The 17,963-nt window shown below is 43.6% G+C and carries 20 protein-coding genes; 15 read left to right on the forward strand and 5 right to left on the reverse strand.

Going from position 1 to position 17,963, the window contains the following annotated elements; translation table 11 throughout:
- The 4 genes from ABW391_RS23705 to ABW391_RS23720 all read right to left on the reverse strand — a co-directional run.
- Window positions 1-625, reverse strand: a 625-nt coding sequence (locus ABW391_RS23705) for an AAA family ATPase (RefSeq protein WP_353484382.1), incomplete at its 3' end; no start/stop codon positions are given.
- Window positions 626-744: 119 nt separating this feature from the next.
- The gene (locus ABW391_RS23710) at window positions 745-1,086 is read right to left on the reverse strand and encodes a type II toxin-antitoxin system PemK/MazF family toxin (RefSeq protein ID WP_353484383.1); all 342 of its coding nucleotides are present in this window, start codon (window positions 1,084-1,086) and stop codon (window positions 745-747) included.
- Window positions 1,076-1,306, reverse strand: coding sequence for a hypothetical protein (locus ABW391_RS23715; protein ID WP_353484384.1), 231 nt, complete (start codon window positions 1,304-1,306; stop codon window positions 1,076-1,078). Before ABW391_RS23715 ends, ABW391_RS23710 begins: the two co-directional genes overlap by 11 nt.
- Before the next feature lie 51 nt (window positions 1,307-1,357).
- Window positions 1,358-2,896, reverse strand: a complete 1,539-nt coding sequence (locus ABW391_RS23720) for a PD-(D/E)XK nuclease domain-containing ATP-binding protein (protein WP_353484385.1) — start codon at window positions 2,894-2,896, stop codon at window positions 1,358-1,360.
- 309 nt (window positions 2,897-3,205) lie between these two features.
- Between ABW391_RS23720 and ABW391_RS23725 the strand changes: the two genes are divergently transcribed.
- From ABW391_RS23725 to ABW391_RS23775, 11 genes are all read left to right on the forward strand, one after another.
- Window positions 3,206-3,460 (forward strand): hypothetical protein, encoded by a 255-nt coding sequence (locus ABW391_RS23725; protein WP_353484386.1) that lies wholly within the window; start codon window positions 3,206-3,208, stop codon window positions 3,458-3,460.
- A 349-nt stretch (window positions 3,461-3,809) separates the two neighbouring features.
- Window positions 3,810-4,007, forward strand: coding sequence for a hypothetical protein (locus ABW391_RS23730; RefSeq protein WP_353484387.1), 198 nt, complete (start codon window positions 3,810-3,812; stop codon window positions 4,005-4,007).
- Between the two features lie 233 nt (window positions 4,008-4,240).
- Window positions 4,241-4,966: a hypothetical protein gene (locus ABW391_RS23735; protein ID WP_353484388.1), complete on the forward strand. Its 726-nt coding sequence runs from the start codon at window positions 4,241-4,243 to the stop codon at window positions 4,964-4,966.
- Entirely contained in the window at window positions 4,963-5,478 is a 516-nt protein-coding gene (locus tag ABW391_RS23740; RefSeq protein ID WP_353484389.1) for a TlpA family protein disulfide reductase, read from the forward strand. Before ABW391_RS23735 ends, ABW391_RS23740 begins: the two co-directional genes overlap by 4 nt.
- A 33-nt stretch (window positions 5,479-5,511) precedes the next feature.
- Window positions 5,512-6,879 carry a nucleotide disphospho-sugar-binding domain-containing protein gene (locus tag ABW391_RS23745; RefSeq protein WP_353484390.1) on the forward strand — a complete coding sequence of 456 codons (1,368 nt, stop codon included), beginning with the start codon at window positions 5,512-5,514 and terminating at the stop codon, window positions 6,877-6,879.
- A gap of 121 nt (window positions 6,880-7,000) precedes the next feature.
- Window positions 7,001-7,198 (forward strand): hypothetical protein, encoded by a 198-nt coding sequence (locus ABW391_RS23750; RefSeq protein ID WP_353484391.1) that lies wholly within the window; start codon window positions 7,001-7,003, stop codon window positions 7,196-7,198.
- A gap of 94 nt (window positions 7,199-7,292) precedes the next feature.
- Window positions 7,293-8,591, forward strand: a complete 1,299-nt coding sequence (locus ABW391_RS23755; RefSeq protein WP_353484392.1) for a hypothetical protein — start codon at window positions 7,293-7,295, stop codon at window positions 8,589-8,591.
- A gap of 4 nt (window positions 8,592-8,595) precedes the next feature.
- Window positions 8,596-9,318 carry an ABC transporter ATP-binding protein gene (locus tag ABW391_RS23760; RefSeq protein ID WP_353484393.1) on the forward strand — a complete coding sequence of 241 codons (723 nt, stop codon included), beginning with the start codon at window positions 8,596-8,598 and terminating at the stop codon, window positions 9,316-9,318.
- A 17-nt stretch (window positions 9,319-9,335) separates the two neighbouring features.
- Entirely contained in the window at window positions 9,336-11,474 is a 2,139-nt protein-coding gene (locus tag ABW391_RS23765) for a peptidase domain-containing ABC transporter (protein WP_353484394.1), read from the forward strand.
- 24 nt (window positions 11,475-11,498) lie between these two features.
- Window positions 11,499-11,678 carry a hypothetical protein gene (locus tag ABW391_RS23770; RefSeq protein WP_353484395.1) on the forward strand — a complete coding sequence of 60 codons (180 nt, stop codon included), beginning with the start codon at window positions 11,499-11,501 and terminating at the stop codon, window positions 11,676-11,678.
- 68 nt (window positions 11,679-11,746) lie between these two features.
- Window positions 11,747-12,967, forward strand: coding sequence for a TlpA family protein disulfide reductase (locus tag ABW391_RS23775; protein ID WP_353484396.1), 1,221 nt, complete (start codon window positions 11,747-11,749; stop codon window positions 12,965-12,967).
- A gap of 6 nt (window positions 12,968-12,973) precedes the next feature.
- On the opposite strand, the gene ABW391_RS23780 is transcribed toward ABW391_RS23775, so the two are convergent.
- Window positions 12,974-14,671: a GMC oxidoreductase gene (locus tag ABW391_RS23780; RefSeq protein WP_353484397.1), complete on the reverse strand. Its 1,698-nt coding sequence runs from the start codon at window positions 14,669-14,671 to the stop codon at window positions 12,974-12,976.
- 273 nt (window positions 14,672-14,944) lie between these two features.
- On the opposite strand from ABW391_RS23780, the gene atpB reads away from it, so the two are divergent.
- From atpB to atpH, 4 genes are all read left to right on the forward strand, one after another.
- A complete protein-coding gene (gene atpB / locus ABW391_RS23785; RefSeq protein ID WP_502916349.1) occupies window positions 14,945-16,213 on the forward strand; it encodes a F0F1 ATP synthase subunit A in 1,269 nt (422 codons plus the stop codon).
- A 68-nt stretch (window positions 16,214-16,281) separates the two neighbouring features.
- On the forward strand, window positions 16,282-16,488 hold the full coding sequence (gene atpE, locus ABW391_RS23790; protein ID WP_353484398.1) for an ATP synthase F0 subunit C: 207 nt from the start codon (window positions 16,282-16,284) through the stop codon (window positions 16,486-16,488).
- Between the two features lie 184 nt (window positions 16,489-16,672).
- Complete coding sequence (locus tag ABW391_RS23795; protein WP_353484399.1) at window positions 16,673-17,194, forward strand: F0F1 ATP synthase subunit B family protein; 522 nt, start codon at window positions 16,673-16,675, stop codon at window positions 17,192-17,194.
- A gap of 47 nt (window positions 17,195-17,241) precedes the next feature.
- On the forward strand, window positions 17,242-17,811 hold the full coding sequence (gene atpH, locus ABW391_RS23800) for an ATP synthase F1 subunit delta (protein WP_353484400.1): 570 nt from the start codon (window positions 17,242-17,244) through the stop codon (window positions 17,809-17,811).
- Window positions 17,812-17,963: the final 152 nt, after the last annotated feature.

Genomic DNA, 17,963 nt, shown 5'->3' on the forward strand with positions numbered 1-17,963 from the left:
TTTGTTGACCAAAAGCTTCGTCGCTGAGGTTGCGGCGCATGATTTCGAGTTCTTCTTCTTTGCTAGGATAGCCAATTTTGACCTTGAGCATAAAGCGGTCTACCTGGGCTTCGGGAAGCGGGTAGGTACCTTCCTGCTCGATGGGGTTTTGGGTAGCCAATACCAAAAAGGGTTCTTCCAGTTTGAAGGTATCCACACCGATGGTCACCTGGCGTTCTTGCATGGCTTCGAGCAGGGCACTTTGTACCTTGGCGGGAGCGCGGTTGATCTCATCGGCCAGAATGAAATTGGCGAAGATGGGCCCTTTGCGTACCGTAAACTCGTTTTGCGAAGGGTTGTAAATCATGGTGCCGATGATGTCGGCAGGCAAAAGATCGGGGGTAAACTGGATGCGGCTAAAGCGGGCATCAATGGCCTGCGAAAGGGTTTTGATGGCCAGGGTTTTAGCCAAGCCAGGCAAACCTTCCAACAATACATGGCCTCTACTGAGCAAACCCAGCATCAGGCGTTCAATCATTCGTTCTTGCCCAACGATCACTTTGGCCGTTTCGGCATGTAATTTTTCTACAAAGGCGCTGTCAATGTAGATCTGTTGGTTTAGCGCTTCTATGTCCACGTGGTGCATCAGCCGGATAACTTTTTAATTCAGGTGTGCAAAATTGGTGAAAAATTTTGAAAAGAGGATGTTTTTTGCACATGGAAAGTTGAACCGGGGTGGGCTTGGGTAGTTTTCACGCGGATGTTTCACAAATCCATCACGATTTTCAAATTATCTTTCACTTTATCCTTCAGATGCCCTGGTAAGTTACCTAGTTTTTTTAAGAGTCTTTTATTGTCAATGGCTCTAACTTGATCAATCATGATGGAGCTGGCTTTGTTAAGTCCGGCATCTCCTTGGTTCAAATTCACGCGAAGGATACTCACGCCAGGTTTTACATTGCTCGTAATTGGGCAAACCAAAGTTGAAGGATGAGTTCCATTAAGTAGATCAGTCTGAACAAGCAGAACAGGTCTGGTTTTACCTGTTTCCGTTCCAAAGCGCGGATTAAGATCAGCCAGCCAAACCTCGAATTGTTTACCACTCATCTTCTATCGCTTCAAACTCATGCAATACCGCCATAGAGTCCTCAGAAACCATAGCAGATTCTTGTAGTAGTTGCTTTTCGAGTAAGAATCTATCTTGTAGCGCATTGTAATATTCGATGGCTTCATTGATGTATTTATTCCTACTCACCTGTACGTTCTCCAGGATTTTTTCCATTTCCTGAAAGACGGGTTCATTTAATTTTAAAGATATACTTTTCATGCTGAGATTTTTACAAAAATAAACCACTTTTTGATACGATTCCAGTAGTACCTACAACCCTTCCACTTTCCAATCCGCCACGCACCGATCGGCCCTACTAAAATTGATGCCCAGCAACAACACGGGTCGGCCATCGTGTCGGTATTTTTCGGCATATCCTTTTTGGCGGAGGTAGTCCAGGGCTTGTTGGGCGCTTTGATCTAGCTTGAACTCCAGCACATAAACATGCGTTGGCGTTTTGAGTACCGCATCAGAGCGCCCACGGAGGCCCGCTACTTCGGCCTCGGCATCCATGCCCATGTAGCGAAAAACGAGGTAAAGCATGGCGTGGTAGTCTGCTTCATTGTTTTTGCGATCGAGGGTGCTGGGGATGTTTTCAAAAAGGGTGTTGACAATGGAAATGGCCAGTTCCAGGTTGTTTTGGAAAAAAGCTTCGCGGAGCTTCCAGACGGTCGGGCCAGGGGTAGTTAAGGGCAAGTTGCCATATGCTGCCATCAAGTGATCGGTGATGGCTTCGCGAACTTCGTGATTGGGATACCCCAGGTGGTATACGTTGCCTGCTTTTTTGCTTTGCAGGGTAAGATAACCAGTTTGAAACAACAGAATGGGTAAGTCCATATCGTGGAGCACGTAGCTTTCAAAAGCGCGTTCGTTGACCTCAAAATGTTCAAGGTTAAATTCAGATCGGCTTTTGATTTGTTGAATCAAAAAACTAGGCGTACCAGTAGCGAACCAATGGTTGGCAAACTTGCGCTGGCTGCAAAACTTCATAAACGAAATGGGATTGTACACGTAGTACTTCAAATCCCAGGTGTAGCCATTGTACCAGTACTTGATTTGATCCAGCAATGCTTCGGGTGATAGCTCCAGGTCTTGCTCCGCCGCTCGCAAATAATCGACAAAGTTGTGTTCCAATTCTTCTTGGGTGTATCCTGTAAGGGTTGAAAAACTACGGTGAAACGTAATGTCTTCAAGATGGTTGAGGTTGGAAAATACACTGACCTGGCTGAATTTGGAAATCCCGGTGAGCATCAAAAACTCAATCTTGTCGCCAATCGGCTTGAGGATGCCGTAAAAATCGCCCAGGATTTGGCGGTTTTTTTCGGCTTCTTCGGGCAGGTGCAACACATCCAGCATGGGTTTGTCGTACTCGTCAAAAAGCACGACTACCCTTTTTTGGTATTTTTGGTGCAATTTCCCAATTAACTCGCTCAAGCGAAAAGCCGGGCTTTCCTCACTCAACTCCAATTGATGCTCCACGGCAATCAAATCCAGGTGTTTGTTCAATCCGGTACTCAGGCCCCAATCTTTAAACCCCGTGCGATCCATGTAAAAATGCACCACAGGATGCACCTTCGTCCAATCCCAGTGATCTTCAATCCATAAACCCTGAAAGAGTTCTCGTTTTCCGCTGTACAATTGAGCAATGGTAGACAGGAGCAAGGACTTACCAAAACGGCGTGGCCGGGATAAAAATGCAGCTTTAAAATCACTGAGCAAAGAATGGATCTGAGCAGTTTTATCCACATAGATTGCCTTGCGTTCGATGAGTTCGTCAAAATGCTGAATGCCCAATGGTAAGTTCTTCATGCCGTAGGAGTTGGTATACTTAGCACAAAGATAAGGATTCGGTATCCCCTTTACAAATTCCTTTTCTTCTTCTCCCGCAGCGGCCAATCCACCGCCCGCGCTGTCAGCGCAATATACGTCAGCGATGGATTTTGCGTCGAGGTTGAAGTCATGCAGGCCTCAACGATCATGAACACGTTAAATCCTAAATCGATCTAAAAATTTCTAAATCTTGCAATTAGAGTGCGTGATTTTTAGTTTTTTAGTTTTTGAACTTGGTTTTGTTGTAAAAACGGATTAGTTTTAAGAGTGTGTTTTAAAATGATTTCGATGAAAAAAGTGGTAAGCTTTAATCTCCAAAACCAAAGTGAGTGGGAGTTCATTCAAAACCTCCTCAATCGGCTCAGTGTTACTTATGAAACGCTTGACAACAAAAAAATCACAGACCAAAGCAAGGATTCAAAAATAGAAGCAGCACTCATCTCTGAAATTTATGGGAGTTGGCCCGGTGACGAGAGCAGTGATGAAACCATCCAAGAGATATACAATTCCCGGGTAAATACCTCGAATGAAGTCATTTTATGAATTATTTATTGGACACCAAGAATAACGCTTCACAATCCCCCCTACCTCATCTCCCGTACCGCCCAATCCACCTCCCGCGCCATCAGCGCCATATACGTCAACGACGGATTCTGAGTCGAGGGGGAAGTTATACAAGCATAAGACTACCTATATGCTAAAATCCCTAAGCAAGGTAATGATGGAAATTAAATTTGGATAACCGCTGTAAATTAATATAAAATATGGGGGGGGGTAAATTTGCATCTTTGAAATAAACGTTTTAGATTTGTTGGAACAAAATCAATGAAGTATAGAGGCATTATTATAAACTCCTCACCACCGCAGGTGGTGAGCCAAACGCTTATTTGCTATGTTAAAAACACCACTGTCTCGCTCTGAGGTAGCTATTGCCTATGGAATCAATACTCGTACACTTTATAATTGGATTAAGAGTGTTGGAATTATCCGCAAAGGAGGTCGCTTAACCATTCCGGAATGTGAGCTTCTTTTTGAAAAGTATGGGAAGCCTGTGGAGATTTGGGAAAAGAAAGAAAAGTCGAAGAGGTAATTGGTAAATTTTTCTTTTGCTGCAATTAAATTTGATTTTCCCGCTGAAAAAACGATTTTAATGCCGAATTTTTCCGACTTCTTCCGAGTTTGGAGTTTTAATAGAAAGTATTTTTGTAGTTGTAAATGAGATACTATTGCACCTATATTTGGGATTGACCTATAGGATTGTCTCTTAATCAATTGACAGGAATAAATTAGAGCAATGGGTTATGCTCATTGCCTGTAAATCTATTGTACAATCATATGAAAGACTCGTCTGTTGTACTTGAATCAACTCACTTGAGCAGCCATAAAAGAATATGGTATATGCTCCAGGAATCCAGCGGCTGGCTGATTTTCTTTAGCATTTGGCTATTGTACATTGCGGTGTCGTTCATTCAGCAAAGGTTGGTTTTTACGGAGGATGTGATCTACAATACTTTCGGCGAACAATTGGCTTACGATCGAATTGAGCAACTTTTAGAGACTAGAAAAAAATGGGAATGGGTAGGCTATGCCATTATCCCGATTTTCATCTTCTTTCAGGTATTTTTCACAGCTGCGTGCTTGAATGTAGGCTATTTACTGGGAGAGCAACGCAGCCAGAAAATTGGTTTTCGTCGCTTTTTTAGCATTAGCATCAAAGCATCAATCGTATACCCACTTTATAGTGTAGCAATGTTGCTGGTGTGCCTATTTTTTTTAAATGTAGAGCACATGGAAGATTATTCATATGCAGATTTTTTTTCTATCGCAGGGTTGTTACATCTGAGCCGTAGTGAAGAATGGTGGGTGATGCCACTCCGGGCCATCAATATCTTCGAATTATTCTTCTGCTTAGGACTCGCAGCAGGAGTAAGCCGGGCCATGAATAGTTCTTTTCGAAGTGCTTTAGCCTTTGTCGCACTTTCTTATGGCGTGGGCTTTTTGCTTTGGATGTTGTTCGTCATGTTTTTACAATTAAGCTTGAGCGCATGAAGGCGAGACAAATTTTCACTATACTGCTGTTATTATCCATTATTGGCCTGCTTTCCTGGCAAATTAGTGAAAAGGCCGGCCAAAAGGCGCAGCGAGCCAAAGAAAGGGCACAATTACCGGATTTTACCCTTTCAACTTTGGGTGGGGAAAATCTGAATACCAATTCAATAGCAGGCAAAGATCAAAGCGTCTTTATCTTTTTTGATCCTGATTGTTCCATTTGTGCCTACGAAGCTGAAAATGCGCATCGGTATGTGAAACAATATACAAAAAACACCAGTATTGTTTGGGTAGGGTCAGAGCGCAGACGCAAAGTCGAAAAATTTGCAAGAAAATACCATCTGGATACCCTTGTCAAGCATTTTGTGCTGATTGATTCTAGTGGGCAACTGGCGAAGAAATTTGGGGTGCGGGGCGTTCCCGAAATCCTGATCTACAACCACAAGGGGGATTTGATAAAACAGTTTCATGGTGAAACGACCTGGGAAGGAATGCTTAAATATCTTGACTGAACCGCTCTCTTTTTCTACTCAAAAGGAATACGAATGACGATCTTGGTATTGATGGCTGATGCCATCGGGCACATAAATGGGACTTACAACTTTTGCCAAAAGCTACAAGCTCATGGTGCGAGAATCGTGTATGGGGTCAGGCCACAGATGTTGGCAAGTATACAGGCACAAGGTTTTGAGGGCGTCGTCAGCAACAATGAGTTCTTTTTCAAGAGAGGAGGTTTGGGCTTACAACAAGGTTCCTGGCTTGAAAAGCTAAGTGAAAATTTCGCTGACATTTTGACACACGAGAAGGAAAAATTTGCCCAAGCTATTGCGCAGCAACTGGATCAGTTGATCACCCAACTCAATCCGGATGTGGTTTTGCTGGACAGTTTCCTGAGTTACAACTATTTCTTGTTGAACCTCAAGTCCAAGCGCGTTTTTTTGATTCAGACCATGCTCTCCACGGTAAAGAGAAAAAGTGTGCCGCCACTGTACAGCCGCTTAAGTATAGATACAAGCGATTGGCTAAAAAGTCTGAGCTTGCAATGGGGGAGACTAAAAAATAAATGGCAACGCTTGATCACGCTGGAAAGAGGGGTGCTGAAAACAGTATTGAGGATAGCTGGGGATCAAAAATCGGAAATTTTAGCCGCACTTGATACCATGCGTAGCTTTCGGCCAGGGATTAAGGGCCTTCCAGAGATCATTATGGCACCACAGGCTTTTGATTTGCCAGAGTTTGGGCAAGCACAGGAGCAATATTATGCGGGCACTCAGTTGAATCATGACCGTATCGAAGTAGAGCTATCGAAAAACGAATTGGAACTTCTGCGAAAGATGGATGCCCAGAAGGATCAAAAATGGGTGTATTGCTCATTAGGCACCTTGAATTTGCTCCATAACCCCAAATGTCTCCACTTTTTGGAGCAGGTACTGGAAGTTTTTCGCCAGAAACCGGAATGGAACCTGGTTCTGACTACCGGGATGATCGAAACACGGCAACTGGGCAAGGTTTCCGATAATGTTTTGATTTACAAAAAGTTACCCCAATTGGAAGTACTCAAACGTTGCCAGGCCATCATCACACACGGGGGACTCAATTCGGTACTGGAAGCCATCGACCATAAGGTGCCACTATTGGTATACCCACTTAATGAACGTTGGGATCAAAATGGGAATGCAGCTAGGGTGAAGTATTATGGGGTTGGATTGAGGGGGAGGATGCAAAATGCCCAAGCTGGGCAAATTTTGAAGCAACTTGATTTATTGCTGAGTGGTGAGGTTTATCGCAAAAATCTTCAGCTTTTGAAGCAGAAAATAGGGGCAGAAAATGGGATGGAGAGCATTTTGGAGATGATTTTCGGAGGGAATTATTCTAAAACAAAGCTAAAAATCGCAGTAGCGATAAAAGAATAAGAAATCAACGGTGATGTTCTGACTCCTGCATTCAAATGGCCATTGAGGGTAGGACAGGCTGAGGGTCAGCAGTCTGGGAGAGGTCTGACTTAATCAATTCATTTTGTGTAATTCAATAGTGATGAAAAGTATTAATGATGTGAATCTTGCCCAACTAAATGGTGGAGGAAATTGTACGGCTTCATCAGCCATTTTGGTTGGAGTTGGCTTCTTTTTACTAGCAAGCGTTGCCACAATAGCAACTGGTGGAATAGGCGGGGTAGCAGTAATTGCCGCTTATGGAACAGCGACAGCAACGAATGCTTATTTTTGTGGATAAATAACGAACAACCTGTACTCCGAAATATTCACGGAATATTTGGGCAATCCACCCTTATTCGTGGCGATTTGGAGTGCAGGTTAAATGATTGGGTATGGAATTGGTGAAGTTTATCTTAAATTATAGATTTCAATTGGCAATAAAGAAGGCTTCAGCATTAAACCTGTTGTTTAGGGTGTGTTTTCTTGTCTATTTAATCTTATTGGCCATTTCATACAAGATTAATCTTCAGAATGAAAGTTTACAGGATTATAGAATTTTCTACAAGCATTTTATTTTTTATTTTGTAGTAATTATACCTTTCTCATTTAGTTTTTTTCCCTTTTACCAGGAACGATTTAATTTGTTGAATCAAATATATCCATTAAGTGTGTATAAAAAATTTGCATTAGAATGGATGGTGGAATTATTTCGATTTGAATACTTAGCTGCTTTTTTGTTCTTAGCAACACTTTATATCTCGGGTGCAGAAATGCTTTTTTCTTTCTTTTATTTTTTTTTATTGCTACTTGCTGCTAGTTTATACATTTTGTCACTCAAGATAGAAACTGAATTTTCATTTCATTGGATAGAAAAGATCAGTGCTTATTTTTTTCTCTCCTTTGTTTTTGGCTTATTTATATATTTAAAACAACCGATCATTGGCTTTTTTATCAATTTGTGCTGTGTTCTTATACTTAGGAAGAGAGCAGAGTTTTATGGTTACATTGAGGGAAAACCAAGACATTCTGTGTTTTTAGCTGAACTATTTGTGGCAATGGGAAGGATTCGAGCATTTAAAACGGGCTTGTTTCTGTATTTTTTGGGAAAGCTGTCAATAATAGTAACTTTTTATTTTTTTGGAAAAATAATTTACTCAGAATTAACAAATCCAGTAATTTGGATTGCGATTTATTTAATGTTTTTCCCATACATGCTGTTTGTCTCATTTTTTTTCAATTTATGGTACAATATGAGAGAATATTGGCTTTCCATTTTAGTGAATTCTATGAAAAAAAATAATATTTTACTCGATTTTTATACCTCTATGAGTCTGCCAATTCTCCTCATCGATTTCATGCTTACTTTACTTTGGGTTTATTTTATAGGTTATCTAAGCATTCAGATACTCATTTTTGGATTTGCTGCATATTTCGTTTTGTTTTGGAGTGGTTATTTTTCAAGTACGATATTCGCGCACAATTCAAGTCAAGAGTCCATGAATACAGGAAATCAATTAATTGTGCTATTGTTAATGGTTTTTTGGTTTGTACTTAATTTGGCAATGATTTACCCTTTTTTCTATTTTTTCTATTTCTTACTTTTTATTATTCTAGTGTTTGTTTTTATTAAACATAATCGATGGTTTGATAAAAAAAGGTATTCAATTTTTATTAATTTTTTAAAAAAATGAAATCATGGGGCTTGAAATAAAAAACTTGAGTGTAAGTATCGGGAGTCGTTTAATCTTAGAAAATATCTCCATGAATATAGATTCTGGTGATGGTTGCTTACTACTTGGCAGAAATGGTTCAGGCAAAACTACTTTAATCCGGTGTATAATCGACCTAATAAAACCTGACTCAGGTATTATTAATCTAGATGGAATTAGCTTATTGGAAGATCCTGTTCGTGTGAAAAAACGCTTAGGTTTAATATCTGATGACAACCCATTAATCCAAGACTTCTCCGCTCTTCAATACCTTGATTTTATTGGAATTTTGCATAAAATACCATTGAAAGAGAGAAGAGAACGTATAGCGGTTTTATACAAGTATTTTTTTGATACACTTGAAGATATCAAGAGACCGATATATGCTTATTCATCGGGGATGAAAAAAAAGCTTTCATTTTGTGCTGCTAATTTGCATCAACCAAAGCTCTTGATACTTGATGAACCTTTCAACGGTCTTGATCCTGATACCCAGGTCAAAGCAATAGATTTTCTTAAATCTTATAAAGAGCAGGGCAATGCAATTCTTCTCACCTCACATTTTTTCAATGGTTTAGATCAAGTTGTTTCTCATGTTGCACTTCTTGAGGACAAAACCATAATTTACAATGATGTAGTGTCCGATTTTTTAACAAATCCTCTAATGAGAGACAAAGCTCATTCGCTAAAAGCTGCTTTTAATTCTTAATTCTTAACCTTTCCACTATGATCATCCCCTACAAACAACTCCAACGCGCCACTGTCCGCCAACATGACCAGGCCGATTGTGGAGTAGCCTGCCTTCAAACCATTCTTAAGTATTGGGGCAAAACCATATCGATGGAGCAACTCCGCGATTGGAGTGGCACCGATGCCTCGGGTACAACCATGTTGGGGCTAAAACAAGCATCTATCCAAACCGGGCTGGAAGTAGATGGCTACGAAGCTGATCTGGATTGCCTCAAAGCCTGTGAAGACATTTGTATTCTGCACATTGTAAGCAATAACTTTTACCATTACTTGGTGTACTGGGGCTACGATGAAGCCTTGCAGCGATACATCGTCAGTGACCCGGGAAAGGGGACAGTAGAAGAATATACCGCAGGAGAATTGGATGATGTATGGCAATCCAAAACCCTGCTTCTTTTTAAGTTCCCTTCTGAGGTTCAACAGGCCGAAAACAATAGCCCCCAAAGTCAATGGCGTTGGATGTGGTCATTTTTGCAGGAAGACCTGAATTTGTTGGGTATGGCGGTGGTCATTGGGGTGGTTTTGGCCATTCTGGGCATTAGCACTGCGGTGTTTTCCCAACAATTGATCGATCATATTCTGCCCAAGAAGGACTACGTACGTTTATATGGGGGTATAAGCCTGCTCTTGGTGCTCTTATTTGCCCGAAGTGCTTTGGGTTATGTACGGCAATTGTTTTTGTTGCGACAAGCCCGGGATTTTAACTTGCGCATTGTGCAGTATTTTTTTGAGTCCTTGCTGCATCTGCCCAAAGCTTTTTTTGACAATCGGCGCACAGGAGATTTGGTTGCCCGTATGCACGATACCTCACGTATCCAAAGAACAGTAAGCCAATTGTCTGCCTCCAGCACCATTGACTTTTTGATGATTTTGGTGGTGCTTATTGGAGGCTTGAGCTACAACTGGGTAACGGGTGTGGTGATGCTGGCCTGGCTGCCTTTGTTCTTTTGGATAGCCTGGCGTTACCATCAACCCATATTGAAAAGCCAAAAAGAGGCCATGATAAGCTACAGTAATGCAGAAAGCACTTTTGTGGAGGCAGTTCAAGGCGCGGGAACCATCAAGCTTTTTAACCGGGAAGCCCATTTCATCCATTCGCTCAAGAATGTTAATGCCATTTTTCAGCAACGTTCGCTGGAATTGGGCAAAGTGGGGATGAATTTCGGATTTTGGACAGAATTGCTTAGCTCAGTCTTTACTGGTTTATTGCTGCTCTACATTTCGTGGCATGTATTGCGCGGAGGGATGACCGTGGGATCCCTCATGGCCGTACTCCAAATGTCCGGGATGCTGATTGCGGCCGCATCCAGGCTGGCCATGACCAATATCCAGTTGCAAGAGGCGCGGGTGGCTTTTGATCGGATGAAGGAGTTTACCGGGCTACAGGCTGAGTTTGATCCAAATACCGAGCAAGATTTGGCCCAGGTCAAAGATTTTCAGGGATTGCAAGTGCAAAACCTCAGTTTTCGTTTTCCTGGACGTAGCCCACTGCTCGAATCAGTAAGTCTCACTGTAAAAAAAGGGGAACTGGTGGTGCTCATGGGTGAAACAGGCAGCGGCAAAAGTACCCTTTTACAAACCCTACAAAAATTTTACAAGCAGGAACAAGGTAAAATTAAAGTGAACGGCATTGATCTGGATTTGATTGCTACCAGTGCCTGGCGAGATTGTCTGGGCGTAGTTGAGCAGGAGGTTAAAATCTTCAATGGTTCATTGGCGGAAAATATTTTGTTTGGGCGTATGCCTGAAAACCCCCAGCTTTTTTTTGACTTTTTGGAGCAGTATGGCTTTTCGCCTTATTTCGATAAATTCCCTCAAGGGGTCAACACACTGATTGGTCAAAATGGGATCAGCCCTTCCGGTGGCCAAAAACAACTGATTGGATTGGCCAGAGCCTTGTGGAAACAACCCCAATTGTTGCTGTTGGATGAGCCCAGTTCAGCCTTGGATCAAAGTGCTGAAGCATTTGTACATCGGACCTTAATGCAGTTGAAATCCCAGATGGGCATTTTATTGCTTACGCATCGAAGCGATTTGGTCGATGGTGTAGATCGTATCTATGAGATTGACGGAAATCAAGTAATAGACAGTGCCCTTCGAACACTTACAAGTTGATTTATTCACCTTAAATTTATATTTATGAAAAACTTATTAAATGAAGATTTGCAAAAACTTCAAGGCGGGATTTTATGTAGTCAGATTCCAGCAGTTATGAGCTATTTATTACAAAACAACCCTGATCAGTATCATTACAATCTTGTAACTTATTCAATGTTTGGACACGGTGGAACCGTTACTTTGCAATGTGACGAAGAGTAAACAATAAGTGTTATGGATAGAGGATGAATTCATCCTCTATCCACTCTGGCTATTTAAAATTAAACTAGATGAAAAAACTGAGTAGTTTTTTTTTTATTTACTTTTCTTTATTTGTACTCTATGCTCAAAGCCGTGCCTTTGAGGGTATTATGGAATACACCATTCTCTTCAAACACGACCCAAATTACCTTCAAAAAACCATAACTGGTTTTAGAAACGCTGGTTGGACGGAGCGGCAAATTAAACCCTTTTATGCAGATTCCGCACGGATTCGTTGCTACATAAAACAAGACAGCATTTGGGAAGAGCACTTTTTAAACAATGAAGCCCAAATAGATAAAATCAATTATCAAGCTGGTTTCCAGGCAGAAGTACTTGACCCTTACGATGGGAATCGAACAGTATTTGGCAAAATCAAAGAAATTGAGGACCATATTGATAAAAATACAAATGATCCCAACTGGCGAGAAAAAATCAAAGTAAGTGAGTGGTTCAAAACGGATTATTCCAGGTTGAAAAAATTGACCAGGCGTAAAGAAATGATCCAGGGCTACCTTTGCCAGGTATATGAATTACCTCCCAGTACACCAGGTGGTACACCTTATTATTATTGGATAACGGAAGATTTCATCGGGGAAAAAGAACAACAAATTCCTTATTTTTTTAATTCGATTTTCACACCACAAGGCTCTATTGTTAAATATGAAATGAACACCAAGTTTAGCCAGACTCATAAAATTCTACGCAAAATAACTCCTGGCCCAATCACCCCCATACTCCCACGGCTACGCAGCCTTAATTTTGGCACATTAGACAGTGTACAGTACGCAGACCAAAAATTGAATCAGCATCTAGTAGGCAAAAACATTGAACTAGCCCCAACATTGCCAGATTTCTCCTTTTACTCGGTAGATAGCGATCAAGTGGAAAGTTTGTACAGCCGCCAGAATAATGGGAAATTTATTTTGATTGACTTTTGGGCTACCTGGTGTGGACCTTGCCTTCAAGAAATGCCACAGTTAGCGGCCTTCCAAGCTGAAAATGCAGTGGTACTGGAAGTGATTAGCCTCAATGAAGGGGATCACCGCGCAGATCATGTGAAGCAGATTATTACTCAACACAAAATGACCTGGACGCAGGGCTATGCAGGTAAGTTGCTGAAAGCTTTTTTGAATCCCGGCAAAAGTATTCCTCATGCCATTTTGCTCGACTCCAACCTGAAGGTACGTTGGCGTGGGAATCCGGCAGGAAATTGGGATAAATTGGCGGAGATCATCCGTGGGAATTGAAACCCCCTACCTCTTCTCCCTTACCGCCCAATCCACCGCCCGCGCCGTCAACGCCATATACGTCAACGATGGATTCTGAGTCGAAGTCGACGTCATACACGCCCCATCCGTCACAAACACATTTTTGCAGGCATGCAATTGATTGTGGGCATTCAGCATTGAGGTCTTGGGGTCTTTGCCCATGCGCACTCCCCCCATCTCGTGGTTGGCGTGGCCGGGTACCCGCTGGGTATCAATTTTCTGGATGTTTTTGAAACCCGCGTTGTCCAGCATTTCGGCAAACTGATCGTGGAAATCTTTGAGCATCTTCAGCTCGTTGTCGCTGAAGGCCACCGAAAAGCGCATTTGAGGCAGGCCGTATTTGTCTTTCAGCTCAGAATCTAGCCGTACAAAATTCGTTTCGCGGGGAATCACCTCGCCCACCATGCTGGCGTTGATTTGCCAGGGGCCCAGTTTTTTAGTCAGGTTGTCTTTGAGTTCGCTGCCCCAGCCCTCGCGGATGGGCTCGCGGGAGGAACCCATTTGTGCTGCATAGCCGCGCAGAAAATCCGTTTCCTGTTTGTACACGTTGCGAAAGCGGGGAATGTAGGCGCCGTTGGGGCGCTTCCCTTCCGTAGTCGTATCCTGGAAGCCATCGTATTCGGCGGCAATGCGGCCCCGGTAGTTGTGAAACCCAATGAACTTGCCCAACATGCCGCTGTCGTTGCCCAGGCCATTGGGAAAGCGGGCGGAGGTAGAGTTGAGCAAGATCAGGTTGCTGTTCATCGCTCCGGCGTTCAGGAAAATGATTTTGGCGTAGTACTCGGTCGTCTCCAGCGTTTGGGTATCGATGACCCTCACGCCAGTAGCGCGTTGTTTTTTCTCGTCGAAGATGATGGACTGTACCAGCGAATGCGGGCGCAGGGTCATCTTGCCCGTTTTGGCTGCCCAGGGCAGTGTAGAGGAGTTGGTGCTGAAATAGCCCCCCAGCGGACAACCGCGTTCGCAGAGGGTACGGTTGGCGCATTTGCCCCGGCCTTGTTGGCGGTGAATGTCGTTGATTTGGGTCAGGTTGGCGCAGCGCCCGATGATGACGTGCCGGTTGGGGTATTTTTCCTTGACTTGCGCGCTGAAGTGTTTCTCTACGCAGCTCATTTCGTGTGGCGGCAAAAACTCGCCGTCGGGCAAGCTGGCCACCCCATCGCGGTTGCCGCTGATGCCCGCAAATTTTTCGACGTGGCTGTACCAGGGCGCAATATCGGCGTAGCGGATCGGCCAGTCTACCGCATACCCATCGCGGGCCGGGCCTTCAAAGTCAAAATCGCTCCAGCGTTGGGTTTGGCGTGCCCACAGCAGGGAGCGCCCCCCTACCTGATAGCCGCGTATCCAGGCAAAGGGTTTGTCTTGGATGTATTCCTGCTCGCTGTCTTTGACCAAAAACTGCGTGGTAGCTTCCGAAAAAATGTAATGGATATTCGTTCTGGATTTTTGGTATTCCGCTGCAACGGCACTGGGTACACTGCCTAGGTGATCCAATTCCCAGGGCATCTTGTTGGCGGTGGGATAATCCACAATGTGCTGTACATCGCGACCGCGTTCGAGCACCAGGGTTTTGAGCCCTTTCTCGGTCAATTCTTTGGCGGCCCAGCCGCCGCTAATGCCGGTGCCAATCACGATGGCATCAAAGCTGCGTTTTTTGGTACTGTCTACGTTGAGGTTTGACATCTGTGTAGGAGTTAACTTTCCGGCAGCAAATTACAAATTAGGCCAAGTATGACGCAAAAAATTTAATTCTGTACGGCTAAAATACTACCAAATGCCATTCCAAGTCAAACCAAACAAACCACGTTCTGTATGCAAGTTTTGAGCAAAAACATCTAAGTGTTTGTCCCTCAGTGACCCCTTATGTTTCTAAATTGTAAAAAAAGATAATTTTCGCTTCTTTAAGCGAGATAGACATTATACCTTTGCACCGATTTAAGCGAAAGCGTATTTCTCTTGAAAAGACAAACCAAGGTAAAAGTGAATAGAAAGCCGATCATCAGAATAGCTTTGACGTTGTTTATCAGTATTTTGGGTTTCAATTTTGCCTGGGCCAACGAAGAAGGTCACGGTGAAGAAACCACCGCGAAGTACGATCCGGTAGGCACGGTAATGAACCACATTTCGGATGCCAACGAATTCGAAGTCTGGAAAGGCATTCATATCCCTCTTCCTTGTTTCCTTTACGCTCCTGAAAACGGATGGTCTTTTTTCTCTTCAGCCAAGTTTGAGCACGGCCACAAGGCCATCGACCGCTACGTACTCAACCACGGACGGGCAAACCGCATTACCGATGCCAACTTCCCGATGGGTGAAGTACACATTGAAGGCGTACACGGCAAAAAGGAAAAGGTAACCGTAAAAGGCAGAGAAAAAGAAGTAGAAACTTTTTTTGCACACTACCAAGGCAAAGAATACGCCCTGGATAAGCCCAGCACCCTGGACGGGGGCATGATGGGTGGCGGCATCACTTCCTTTTACGATTTTTCCATCACCAAGAATGTCTTCACCATGCTCTTGGCGACCTTGTTGTTGTTTTTTGTATTCATTTCCGTACGCAATGGCTACCGCAAAAATGAAGGCAAGGCACCGAGCGGACTACAGTCCTTCTTTGAGCCTTTCTTTGTGTTTATCCGCGAAGAAGTAGCCAAGCCAATGATCGGAGAGAAACACTACGAGCGTTTCATGCCTTTCATCATGTCGCTTTTCTTTTTTATCCTCTTTTGCAATTTGTTGGGTTTGATGCCTTTCTTTCCGGGTGGCGCCAACGTAACCGGCAACCTGGGCGTAACGTTTGTACTGGCAGTTTTTGCCTTTATCATCACCAACATCAATGGAAATCGCCATTACTGGCAGCACATCGTCTGGATGCCAGGTGTACCGGCATTCGTTAAGCTCATTTTGACGCCAGTCGAAATCCTGGGTTTGGTGATCAAGCCTTTCTCCTTGATGATTCGTCTTTTCGCCAACATATCAGCAGGCCACATCATCATCCTGAGTTTGATCGGTTTGATCTTTGTATTTGGTGAAAGTGGCACCAATATGGGCGGCGGAGTGATGGGTGTACTTATTGGTGGCGCATTTACGGCCTTTATGAACCTGATCGAATTGTTGGTGGCGTTCTTGCAGGCATTCGTGTTTGCGATGCTGACTGCATCTTACATTGGTGCCGCAGTAGAAGAAGGACACCACGATCACCACGATGAAGCGCACAAAGCGCACTAATACTAAATGAAAACAATCCTGCGGACTTTGTTCGTGGGCTTTATATAACAACCTTAAATTTTCTCATCATGGGAGCAATTGGAGCAGGACTTGCAGCGCTTGGCGCTGGTCTGGGTGTAGGTTTGATCGGTAGCAAAGCAATGGACGCTATCGCTCGCCAGCCAGAAGCAGTAAACGATATTCGTGGCAACATGATCATCACTGCTGCATTGGTTGAAGGTGCCGCTTTGTTTGCAATCGTAGTTGGTTTGATCGCAACCAACGCTGGATTGTAAACTAAGTAGTAGATTTACCTACAACACCAATGGAATACCGGACAGGAAGCGGTTGGCTCTCCGTCCGGTGTTTCTAACGTTTTCCCATGTAGCGATTGTTCCGCGTGGAACTTTTGCTTCAACTTTAAGCAAAGTCATTTTTTTTAAAATACTCGCCGATTTTGCGGCGCACAAAGCATAAAACATGACGCAGTTTGTATTTTTCGCTGGTTTTTCAGTCATGCAACCCGATCCAGGTTTGATCTTTTGGACGGCCCTGATCTTCATCATCATTTGGGGAGTGCTCGGACGCGCTGCTTTCAAGCCCATTCAGACTGCCCTCAAAAAGCGCGACTCCGACATCCAGCATGCACTGGACGAAGCCAAGCGGGCACGGGAAGAAATCGGCAAAATGCAATCGCAAAACGATCTTTTGCTGAAAGAAGCGCAGGAACAACGCACTGTGATCCTGAAAGAAGCAAAAGAAATGCGCGATGCAACCCTCAAACGTGCCGAAGAAGATGCCAAAGCCAAAGTACAAGCCATGCTTGCTGAAGCCAAAACCGACATCGAGCACATGAGTCTGGAGCTTAAAACCAGCATCAAAAATGAACTGGGCAACATGGCCTTGGACATCGCTGAGAAACTGGTGCGCAAAGAACTGAAGAGCAACACCGAAAATATGGAGTTGGCTCAGAAATTGGTAGAAGAAATCAAATTCAACTAGCCCACGATTGAATTCGTGGCTGTTTGGTATCCACTCATACGCCTCTTATGTCGGTAAATAGAATTGCATCTCGTTACGCCAAATCCTTGATCGATTTGGCCGTAGAGCAAAATAACCTGGAGAAAATTCACGGGGATGTGGAGCATTTGCGTCGAATGATCAAGACCAGCAAGGATTTCGTCAGCTTCCTGCGCAGCCCGGTGATTCAGTATTCGCGCAAGAAAAAGGCGCTGGAGGCATTGTTGCAAGACAAATTTGAAGACCTGACCTTCAAGTTCGTTGACCTGCTGGCTTCCAAAAAACGCGAGGCTTACTTGCCCGAAATTGCCGAGGAGTTCATCATCCAATACCGAACTTTGAATAAAATTTCCCAGGCGATGATCATCACCGCTGGTGAAATTACCCCCGAACTGGAAGCACAAATCAAAGACAAACTACAGCAAGCAACCGTAGGGTTTGCCAATGTAGAAATTGTATCCAAGGTTGATCCCAGCTTGATTGGTGGTTTTGTGATTGAATTTGAAGGCCACGTCTACGATGTAAGCGTGCGCTACGAAATAGAGCAAATGCGCAAGCAGTTCAAAGTGAACTTGTTTGAATCCGCAATTGGAAGATAATCTTTTGAGCCATCAGCTATCAGCCATCAGCAATGAGCCGTCAGCTGATGGCTCACTGCTGATAGCTGACAGCTCACTGCTGATATCCAATAACTTGTCATTTAAATAACTCACCGGTTAGGTGCAAATTCGATAAACAATGGTTGACGTTA

Origin of the sequence: Haliscomenobacter sp. (genome assembly GCF_040403615.1) — a bacterium.
In the GTDB taxonomy this organism is placed as follows: Bacteria; Bacteroidota; Bacteroidia; order Chitinophagales; family Saprospiraceae; genus Haliscomenobacter.

Excerpts from the sequence above, each read along its gene's own strand:
- ABW391_RS23710 (WP_353484383.1), bottom strand. The coding sequence starts at position 1,086 with ATGAGTGGTAAACAATTCGAGGTTTGGCTGGCTGATCTTAATCCGCGC.
- ABW391_RS23715 (WP_353484384.1), bottom strand. The coding sequence starts at position 1,306 with ATGAAAAGTATATCTTTAAAATTAAATGAACCCGTCTTTCAGGAAATG.
- ABW391_RS23720 (WP_353484385.1), bottom strand. The coding sequence starts at position 2,896 with ATGAAGAACTTACCATTGGGCATTCAGCATTTTGACGAACTCATCGAA.
- ABW391_RS23725 (WP_353484386.1), top strand. The coding sequence starts at position 3,206 with ATGAAAAAAGTGGTAAGCTTTAATCTCCAAAACCAAAGTGAGTGGGAG.
- ABW391_RS23730 (WP_353484387.1), top strand. The coding sequence starts at position 3,810 with ATGTTAAAAACACCACTGTCTCGCTCTGAGGTAGCTATTGCCTATGGA.
- ABW391_RS23740 (WP_353484389.1), top strand. The coding sequence starts at position 4,963 with ATGAAGGCGAGACAAATTTTCACTATACTGCTGTTATTATCCATTATT.
- ABW391_RS23745 (WP_353484390.1), top strand. The coding sequence starts at position 5,512 with ATGACGATCTTGGTATTGATGGCTGATGCCATCGGGCACATAAATGGG.
- ABW391_RS23750 (WP_353484391.1), top strand. The coding sequence starts at position 7,001 with ATGAAAAGTATTAATGATGTGAATCTTGCCCAACTAAATGGTGGAGGA.
- ABW391_RS23755 (WP_353484392.1), top strand. The coding sequence starts at position 7,293 with ATGGAATTGGTGAAGTTTATCTTAAATTATAGATTTCAATTGGCAATA.
- ABW391_RS23760 (WP_353484393.1), top strand. The coding sequence starts at position 8,596 with ATGGGGCTTGAAATAAAAAACTTGAGTGTAAGTATCGGGAGTCGTTTA.
- ABW391_RS23765 (WP_353484394.1), top strand. The coding sequence starts at position 9,336 with ATGATCATCCCCTACAAACAACTCCAACGCGCCACTGTCCGCCAACAT.
- ABW391_RS23770 (WP_353484395.1), top strand. The coding sequence starts at position 11,499 with ATGAAAAACTTATTAAATGAAGATTTGCAAAAACTTCAAGGCGGGATT.
- ABW391_RS23775 (WP_353484396.1), top strand. The coding sequence starts at position 11,747 with ATGAAAAAACTGAGTAGTTTTTTTTTTATTTACTTTTCTTTATTTGTA.
- ABW391_RS23780 (WP_353484397.1), bottom strand. The coding sequence starts at position 14,671 with ATGTCAAACCTCAACGTAGACAGTACCAAAAAACGCAGCTTTGATGCC.
- atpE (WP_353484398.1), top strand. The coding sequence starts at position 16,282 with ATGGGAGCAATTGGAGCAGGACTTGCAGCGCTTGGCGCTGGTCTGGGT.
- ABW391_RS23795 (WP_353484399.1), top strand. The coding sequence starts at position 16,673 with ATGACGCAGTTTGTATTTTTCGCTGGTTTTTCAGTCATGCAACCCGAT.
- atpH (WP_353484400.1), top strand. The coding sequence starts at position 17,242 with ATGTCGGTAAATAGAATTGCATCTCGTTACGCCAAATCCTTGATCGAT.